Source organism: Lentisphaerota bacterium, from assembly GCA_016873675.1.
In the GTDB taxonomy this organism is placed as follows: domain Bacteria; phylum Verrucomicrobiota; class Kiritimatiellia; order RFP12; family JAAYNR01; genus VGWG01.
This window is the reverse complement of sequence record VGWG01000115.1, coordinates 1-7,987: the sequence shown is the minus strand read 5'-3', so window position 1 is coordinate 7,987 and position 7,987 is coordinate 1. Positions and strand designations below refer to the sequence as shown.

The window sequence follows — 7,987 nt, the reverse complement described above, 5'->3', positions numbered from 1 at the left end:
AATCGATAAGGATTGGGTCAGGCGGTTGAAGCAGTGGCGGGCCTCGTTTTTGTCGTCAAACGCGAACGGAACACCGACCACGCGTTCGAGCATATGGAAAATGGCCTGCTGACGCTCCTTCGGCGTGGCCGCGTCGACATCATAAAAAGCATCCTGTTGGAGATAGACCCGGTCGATCAGTTCGCCCTTCAGGTAGGCCACGAAGTCATCCATGGCAGTCCCTTCTTCCCCGACGACCTTCATCATTTGCGAGACGTCGCTGCCCTGGCGAAGAATGGCCCGCAAGCTCTCAACACGAGAGGCCTCGATGATGGACGGGTACTTGCTCCAGGATTCGAGCGGATCGATGGCGGGGAATCGGCGGGCGTCGGAGCGCGCGCGAGAGAGGCCGTGGAAGGCGCCAACGACTTTCAGAGTGGACTGCGTGACCGGCTCGTCAAAATTGCCGCCCGCGGGTGAGACGGTACCGCCAATGGTGACGGAACCGATGGATCCGTCCTTGAGGCGCACCCGTCCGGCCCGCTCGTAGAAGCCGGCGATCACCGATTCGAGATAGGCGGGGAAAGCCTCTTCCCCGGGAATCTCCTCAAGACGGCCGGACATTTCGCGCAACGCCTGCGCCCAGCGGGAGGTGGAGTCGGCGAGCAGCAAGACGTTCAACCCCATCATCCGGTAATAGGAGGCCAGCGTAACCGCCGTATAGACCGAGGCTTCGCGAGCGGCGACCGGCATCGAGGAGGTGTTGCAGATGATGATCGTGCGATCCATCAGCGACTGGCCGGTTCGCGGGTCATGCAGTTCGGGGAATTCACGCAGGGTCTCCACCACCTCGCCCGCGCGCTCGCCGCAGGCGGCGAGGACCACGATATCGACATCGGCAAAACGACTGGTGAGCTGCTGCAACACCGTCTTGCCGGCGCCGAAGGGGCCGGGGATGCAGTAAGTGCCGCCCACGGCGACGGGGAAAAAGGTGTCGACGCTGCGGATGCGGGTGACCAGCGTGGTCGAGGGGCGGAGGCGCTCGGCAAAACAGGTGATGGGGATCTTGACGGGCCAGCGCTGCACCATCGAAACGGGGGTTTCGCGCCCATTGGCATCGGCGAGCACGGCGATGGTGTCTTCGATCCGGTAGAACCCTTCGGGCACAACCGAGCGGACCGTCCACGAGCCCTGGAACGCAAAGGGCACCATGATGCGGTGAGCAAAGATGCCCTCGGGAACGGTGCCGAGGGTCTCGGCCGCGCTCACGCGATCGCCTGGTTTGACCCGTGGGGTGAACATCCACTCGGCGTTCCGGTCGAGGGCCTGCAGCGTCACGCCGCGCTGGAGGAAAAATCCGCACTGCGCGGCAAGCTGAGGCAGGGGGTTCTGCAGGCCGTCGTAAATCTGCTTCAGGAGGCCCGGGCCGAGTTCGACAGCGAGGAGGTTCCCGGTGAAGGTGACCGGATTGCCGACGGCCAGATCGCGGGTATCCTCAAAGACCTGCAGGTCGGCCTTCCGGCCGCGGACACGGACGACCTCGGCCATCAGACGCAACGTTCCCGTGGCTCCCGCGATTTCGGCGTGGCCAACCTCGTTTTGCGCCACCGCGCCGGTGAAGGCCACCGTGATCATGTTGCCATTGACGCCGATAATGGTTCCGGTGCAGTTTTCCATAGGTTCAGGCCTGTTTGGTTCGTGCGTGATCATTCAAATCGATGGGGATGTCCAGGAGTTTGGCGACGGCGGCCCGGCCCATGCCGGGGGTGAGGGCCGCCCAGCGGCAGGCGATGCGAAGCTTGACCGCATAGGCGAGCGCGGCGCGCGCGGTCATGGGGTCCGGGCCCTGCAACTCGTCGGCGACGCGCCAGCGAATGCGGTCGAGCACGCGCTCGCGCTGCATCGGATCAGGAGCCTGGAAGGCTGCCTCAACCTCGCGCTCGATGCGCAGGTCGCAGCCGATGGTCGGCTTCTGATGGGGAGCCGGGTCGATCGCGCGCCGGGCCGCGCGCTGGCGGGCCACCGCATTGCGCACGAGGGTGTCACGATCACGCCAGTCCCGGACGAACGGATGGTCGGCGTCGTGCCCGGCCACCAGAGCGGCGGCGGCATCGGCATCGGCCGGGGCAAGTTGCTCGCGGCACAACCCGACGAACGCATCTGGCGTGAGGGCCGGAGCGGTCTCCATATCGAGCGCGGGCAGACAGGCGATGAGGTAATAGATGCTCATGAGCGCGGGGCGATCAGGTGGCTGTCTTCAGCAGCGACGCGAGTTGGGGCCGGAGGTGCCGGGCGAGCGCCTCCGTGACAGCGGCGGCTGTGAAGTCGTGTTCCACGCGGCCATTGTCGAGGTGAACGCGAAAACCCGCGCCAGTGTTCTCGTCCAGCACCAGCGTCACGCCAGCGACAGCCTGCCGAACAAAAGCGGCGCGCAGGGCATCCGCCGTGGCCGCAGCCTTCTCGGCCAGACAGACGGTCAGAGCCTGTTCGCCCCCGGCCAGATAGGCCGACACGGCGGCCTCGACGAGCGCGGCGAGGCGGGCGGGATCAGACAGCGTAAGCGTGGTTTGGGTGAGCAGCAGCGCCCGGAAATGGGCGGCGACCGATTTTTCGACCGACAACACGACGTCGCGGGCGGCCTGATGAACGGCGTCGGTGGCCCGCTGTTGGAACGCCTTGGCATCGCGCTCAGCCCGGGTCCGCTCGGCGGCGGCCCGCTGTTCGGCGACAGCGACGATCTCACGCGCGCGCGCCTCGGCCTGAGCCGTGATGGTATGCGCTTCGGCGGCGGCCTTCTCCACACCCTCGGTGCGGATTTTATCCAGCAGCGCCTGCATGTGTTGATCCTGACTCATGCGATTATCCTTGTACGGGTGACCTGATTGCAGGACGTTTTCAAAACGGTTGGGAACTATAGCCTAACGCGCACGTAAGATCAAAACCTAAATTAAACTAATTTCGAACGGGTCCGCTATTGGGGATGTGGTCGTGACGCTCACGGGAGTGTCTCGGAAACCCGCGGACGCGCGGCGAGTTCGAGCCAGGCGCGGGCCTGATCCAAGCCGCGGGCGGCCGCCTCGGCGATCCACCGGCGGCCCTGCGTCTCGTCCCGGGCGGTTCCGGCTCCCTGGACGGTCATCACCCCGAGCATGAAGAGGGCCTCGGGGTTGCCACGCTCGGCGGCGCGGCGATACCAGGTCACGGCCTTGACCAGGTCCTGATCCACACCAACGCCGTGCGCGCACATCCAGCCGATATTGCACTGTGCGCCCGCATCGCCCTGTTCGGCGGCGCGCGTGTACCACTTGGCCGCCTCGGCGTCATTGCGCGGCACGCCGCGGCCGACCGCCAGCATTCCCCCGAGATTGCGCTGCGCGGTGGCAAAGCCCTGCTCGGCGGCCAGCCGGTACCAGCGGACCGCCTCGGCATCGTCCTGCGGCACACCCTTGCCCGTCATATGGAGATACCCCAGATTGAACTGAGCCAGCGGGTCCTTCTGAAGCGCTGCGGACCGAAACAGGGCGGACGCTTGCGATTCATCGCGAGGGACTCCGCGTCCGGTCATCAGGAGCAGCGCGAGGTTGCACTGCGCCAGGGCGCTGCCTTTCTCCGCCGCGCGCCGGTACCACTCCGCCGCCTCGGCGTCGGCGCTGTTTTCATCAGCCAGGAGCAACCCCGCCAGACTGCACTGGGCGGGAATGCTGCCCTGCTCGGCGGCACGGCGGTACCACGTCAAGGCCTCGGCGATATCCTGTGGAACGCCCCCGAATCCCTGATGGTGAATCCAGGCCAGATTGTTCTGAGCCTGCACGCTTCCCTGATCCGCGGCGTCCCGGTACCAGCGGAGCGCCTCGGTCATGTCGCGATCAACACCGATTCCGTCCTCGTAACAGCGGGCGGCCAGAAACGCCGCCGTGCGCGAACCCCGGCGGGCACGCTGGAGCAGGCCGGACCACCCCTCAGCCCGGCAGCGGGCGAGCGTGTCCGGCGTCTCCTTCAGCGCGGGATCATCGCGGCTGTAAAGCAACAGCGCAATCTGGCAGAGTGGATCGCCATCGCGCGCGCCGCGCCGGATCTGGGCCGCGCCGGCCGTGCGCTCAGGCGTGCGCCCGGGCTCATGCTGCAGCGCCACATAACGGTCGATCAGCGCGTCAAGGCCTTTGACGGCCTGAGCGCGCAACGCGGACGCGCGGGCATTCTCCGGGTCATATTTCAGAATGGAGGCCGAGGCGGCTGCGGCCGCCACCCAGTCGCCGCGTTCGGCCGCCCGTCCGGCGAGCTGCAGCAGCGTGCCAATCTTCTCGCGGCGCTCGGCTTGGCGAGCCTCGCCGACGGCCTGAGGCAGCTTGATCAGCGCCTCCTGATAGAGCTTGGCTCTGGCGATCGGGTCTCCCGCCGATTGCCCGCGCGCCTGCGTCGCCAATGCGACCACCTCACGCAACCGCTCGCCACCGAACGTTCGCAGCAACTCCCGATTCGCCGCCAAATCGGCTGTGAGAGCCTGCTCGCTGACATCGAGATCGCGGGCCATGCGCACCACGGCCCGAAGTTTGCGGATGCGGTTGACGATGCGGTAGTAGGCCTGTTCCGCCTCTTCCCACGATCCCAACGAGAACGCGGTTTCTCCGGCCAGCCAGTCAGCGGACACGAGACCGGCATCCTCGGACTCGGACAGACCCAAGTTCTTTAACTCATCGCGGGCCTCGCTCGCCACCAGACGGACCTGTGTTGCGGCTTTTTCCAAAGCTGAACGCGTCAAGCTCGCATCGCCGGCCGACAGGGGCATCAGGTCTGCGGGAGGCGCGGGCAACGGCTTCAATGCGGCCAGCGCGGCCAGCTCTCGCTCGGCTGCGATGATTTTCGCGTGGTCGCCATCGGCTGGATTCATGGACGGATCGGATGTCGGCCTGATCGGCCAAGGCACCCGACTCAACCCCCAGCCCGCCACCGTGACCATCACCGCAATCACCAACCACCGGATCAGACGGTCCAGCACCGTTGATGCCGCAGGCGGCGCTTTCTTGTTTTTACGTGCGTGTTGTGACATACCAATCGTTCCAGAGTGTGCCGGACTGCCCAAACGTCACACAGACCCGCCCACGGCCCACACCGTCATCCACTGGATCGCGGTTCATTATCGCGGGGAGGGTGATAATAGTCAAACCACGATTCACAATTTCCGAACGGGAATTTTACTCGATACCGGCGGTCTTTTTGTGTAAAGTGGCTCCGTCAATTTTAGCGAGGAGTGCGAACATGGGAACGACCAAGAAGACATTTCGGAAGATGCACGACCGCCGTGTGGCGATGACGACCGAAGGGCTGCGGGAGGATTTCGCGTGGCATCTGCGGTACACGCTCTCGAAGGACCAGGGGCTGGCCACGGATCGTGACTGTTATACCGCATTGGCCAATGCGGTGCGCGACCGTCTGGTGGAACGGTGGATCGCCACGCAACGAATCTATCATGAGCAGAATGTCAAGCGCGTGTACTACCTCTCCCTGGAGTTTCTGATCGGGCGGTTGCTGAGCAACAACGTGATCAACTTGCGGATGGAGGAATCCTGCCGCGAGGCGCTGGAGGAGGTCGGTCTGGATTGGACCACGCTGCGCGACTACGAGGCCGACGCCGGGCTGGGCAATGGTGGCTTGGGCCGCCTGGCCGCGTGTTTCCTCGACTCGATGTCGACGATGCAGATTCCCAGCATGGGATACGGGCTCCGTTACGATTACGGCATTTTCACCCAGCGCATTATCAGCGGCGCACAGGTCGAGGAACCAGACCACTGGCTCAAAAACGGCTATCCGTGGGAGGTGGCACGGCCCGAATACGCGCAATCGGTCCTGTTTGAAGGCGCGGTCGAGACGGTCCGAAGTGACGGCCGCATGGAATGGCGCTGGATCAACGCGAAGCCGGTGATCGGAGTGCCGTTCGACCTGCCGATCGTCGGTTATGGGGGCAAGGTGGTGAACACCCTCCGCCTGTGGTCGGCGCGGGCCGACGATGCGTTCAACTTCGATGATTTCAACCGGGGATCTTATGTTGAGGCGGTCGAGAACAAGGTGCTGGCCGAGAACATCACCAAGGTGCTGTATCCGAATGACAATGTTCTCGAAGGCAAGGAACTGCGGCTGCGCCAGCAGTATTTCTTCGTCTCGTGCTCGGTTCAGGACATGCTGCGGCGGTTTCAGAACGCGCATGACGATTGGGTCGCCCTGCCCGACAAGGTCTTCATCCAGCTCAACGAGACCCATCCGGCGCTGGTCATTCCCGAGTTGATGCGCCTGCTGATCGACCGGGAGCATCTGGACTGGGATTTCGCCTGGAATCTGGCCTGCCGCTGCGTGGGCTACACCAATCACACGATCCTCCCGGAGGCTTTGGAGAAGTGGAGCGTGCCGCTCATGCAGCGGCTGCTGCCCCGGCACATGCAGATCATTTACGAGATCAACGGCCGTTTTGTGCGTCACGTCGCGGGGCGATGGCCGGGCGATGTGGACCGCCTGCAACGGATGAGCATAATCGACGATGTGGGGGAGAAGCATGTGCGGATGGCCAATCTGGCGATCATCGGCGCGTCAACGGTCAACGGCGTGGCCAAGCTGCATTCCGAAATTATCCGCAAAAAGCTGTTCGCCGATTTTGCGGATTTGTGGCCCGAGAAGTTTCAGAACAAAACCAATGGCATCACGCAGCGGCGCTGGCTGCTCCAGGCCAACCCCGGCCTGGCGGACTTGATCACCAGCCGGATCGGGTCGGGATGGATCACCGACCTCTTCCAACTCCGCAAGCTCGAGCCGCTGACGCAGGACCGGGCGTTTCTGAAGGCGTTCCGGGCGACGAAACAGGCCAATAAGGAGGCGCTGGCCGCGCATATCCTCGCAACCGTCGGCGTGACGGTTGACCCCGAGTCGCTGTTTGATGTCCAGGTGAAACGGCTGCACGAATACAAACGCCAGTTGCTGCTGGTGTTGTACATCATCGTCTTGTTTGACCGGATGATCCGTGACCCCGATCTCGACGTGCATCCGCGGACGTTCATCTTCTCCGCCAAGGCCGCTCCAGGCTATTACATCGCAAAACTGATTATTCGGCTGATACACGGTGTCGCCGAAGTGGTCAACACCCACCCCCTGATCAGCCAGAAAATCAAGGTCGTCTTCCTGCCCGACTACCGCGTATCGCTGGCAGAGAAGATCATCCCAGCCGCAAACGTCAGTGAACAGATTTCGCTCGCGGGGACGGAAGCGTCGGGGACGGGCAACATGAAGTTGATGCTCAACGGGGCGCTGACGGTCGGCACGCTGGACGGCGCAAATGTTGAGATTTGCGAGGCCGCAGGCGAAGAAAACATCTTCATCTTCGGCCTGCGCGCCGAGGAGGTTACGGCAAAACGCCCCGCCTACCGGTCGCGGGATGTGTGCGAGCGTGATCCTGAAATCCGCCGGGCGATCCATTTGATCCAGCAAAACGTGTTTTGCGTTCTGTCGCCCGGTTTGTTTGATCCGATCATCCAAACCCTGCTCGATTACAACGATTATTACATGCTGCTGGCCGATCTGCGGGCCTATATCGATACCCAGACTGCGGTGGACGCGCTGTACCGCAAGCCGTTGGAATGGGATCGCAAGGCGTTGCTCAACGTGGCCCGTTCGGGGGTGTTCTCCTCCGACCGGACGATCCGGGAATATGCGGACGAGATCTGGCATGTGAAGGCCTGCGATGTCGAATGATCTGTGACGCCGTCCGGAAAGGAGTCAACCATGCGTATGATGCGATGGGGCTGGAATCCCAACCTTCGGTTCGTGCCGCTGATGGCCTCCATGATGCTCGCCTCGCTGCGGGGTTATTCTGGAGACGGGACGGCGGACCGGGTGAATCTGATTGCCGAGCGTGACACAATCGCGCCCGGCGCGCTGTTCACGCTGGCGGTGGAAGTGACGACTCAGCCGGGCTGGCACACCTATTGGCTGAACCCGGGCGACGCGGGCCTTCCGCCGAACCTGC

Annotated in this window: 6 protein-coding genes; 2 read left to right on the top strand and 4 right to left on the bottom strand. The window is 63.7% G+C overall.

Going from position 1 to position 7,987, the window contains the following annotated elements:
- The 4 genes from FJ222_10980 to FJ222_10965 form a co-directional block, all read right to left on the bottom strand.
- Positions 1-1,656 (bottom strand): V-type ATP synthase subunit A (locus FJ222_10980; protein ID MBM4164943.1); only part of this gene is annotated, 1,656 nt, incomplete at its 3' end.
- A 4-nt stretch (positions 1,657-1,660) separates the two neighbouring features.
- Positions 1,661-2,209, bottom strand: coding sequence for a DUF2764 family protein (locus FJ222_10975; GenBank protein ID MBM4164942.1), 549 nt, complete (start codon positions 2,207-2,209; stop codon positions 1,661-1,663).
- Between the two features lie 13 nt (positions 2,210-2,222).
- A complete protein-coding gene (locus FJ222_10970) occupies positions 2,223-2,834 on the bottom strand; it encodes a hypothetical protein (GenBank protein ID MBM4164941.1) in 612 nt (203 codons plus the stop codon).
- A 140-nt stretch (positions 2,835-2,974) separates the two neighbouring features.
- Entirely contained in the window at positions 2,975-5,026 is a 2,052-nt protein-coding gene (locus FJ222_10965) for a sel1 repeat family protein (protein ID MBM4164940.1), read from the bottom strand.
- A 239-nt stretch (positions 5,027-5,265) separates the two neighbouring features.
- On the opposite strand from FJ222_10965, the gene FJ222_10960 reads away from it, so the two are divergent.
- Positions 5,266-7,713: a glycogen/starch/alpha-glucan phosphorylase gene (locus tag FJ222_10960; GenBank protein ID MBM4164939.1), complete on the top strand. Its 2,448-nt coding sequence runs from the start codon at positions 5,266-5,268 to the stop codon at positions 7,711-7,713.
- A gap of 30 nt (positions 7,714-7,743) precedes the next feature.
- The coding region (locus FJ222_10955) for a hypothetical protein (protein MBM4164938.1) at positions 7,744-7,987 on the top strand (244 nt) is incomplete at its 3' end.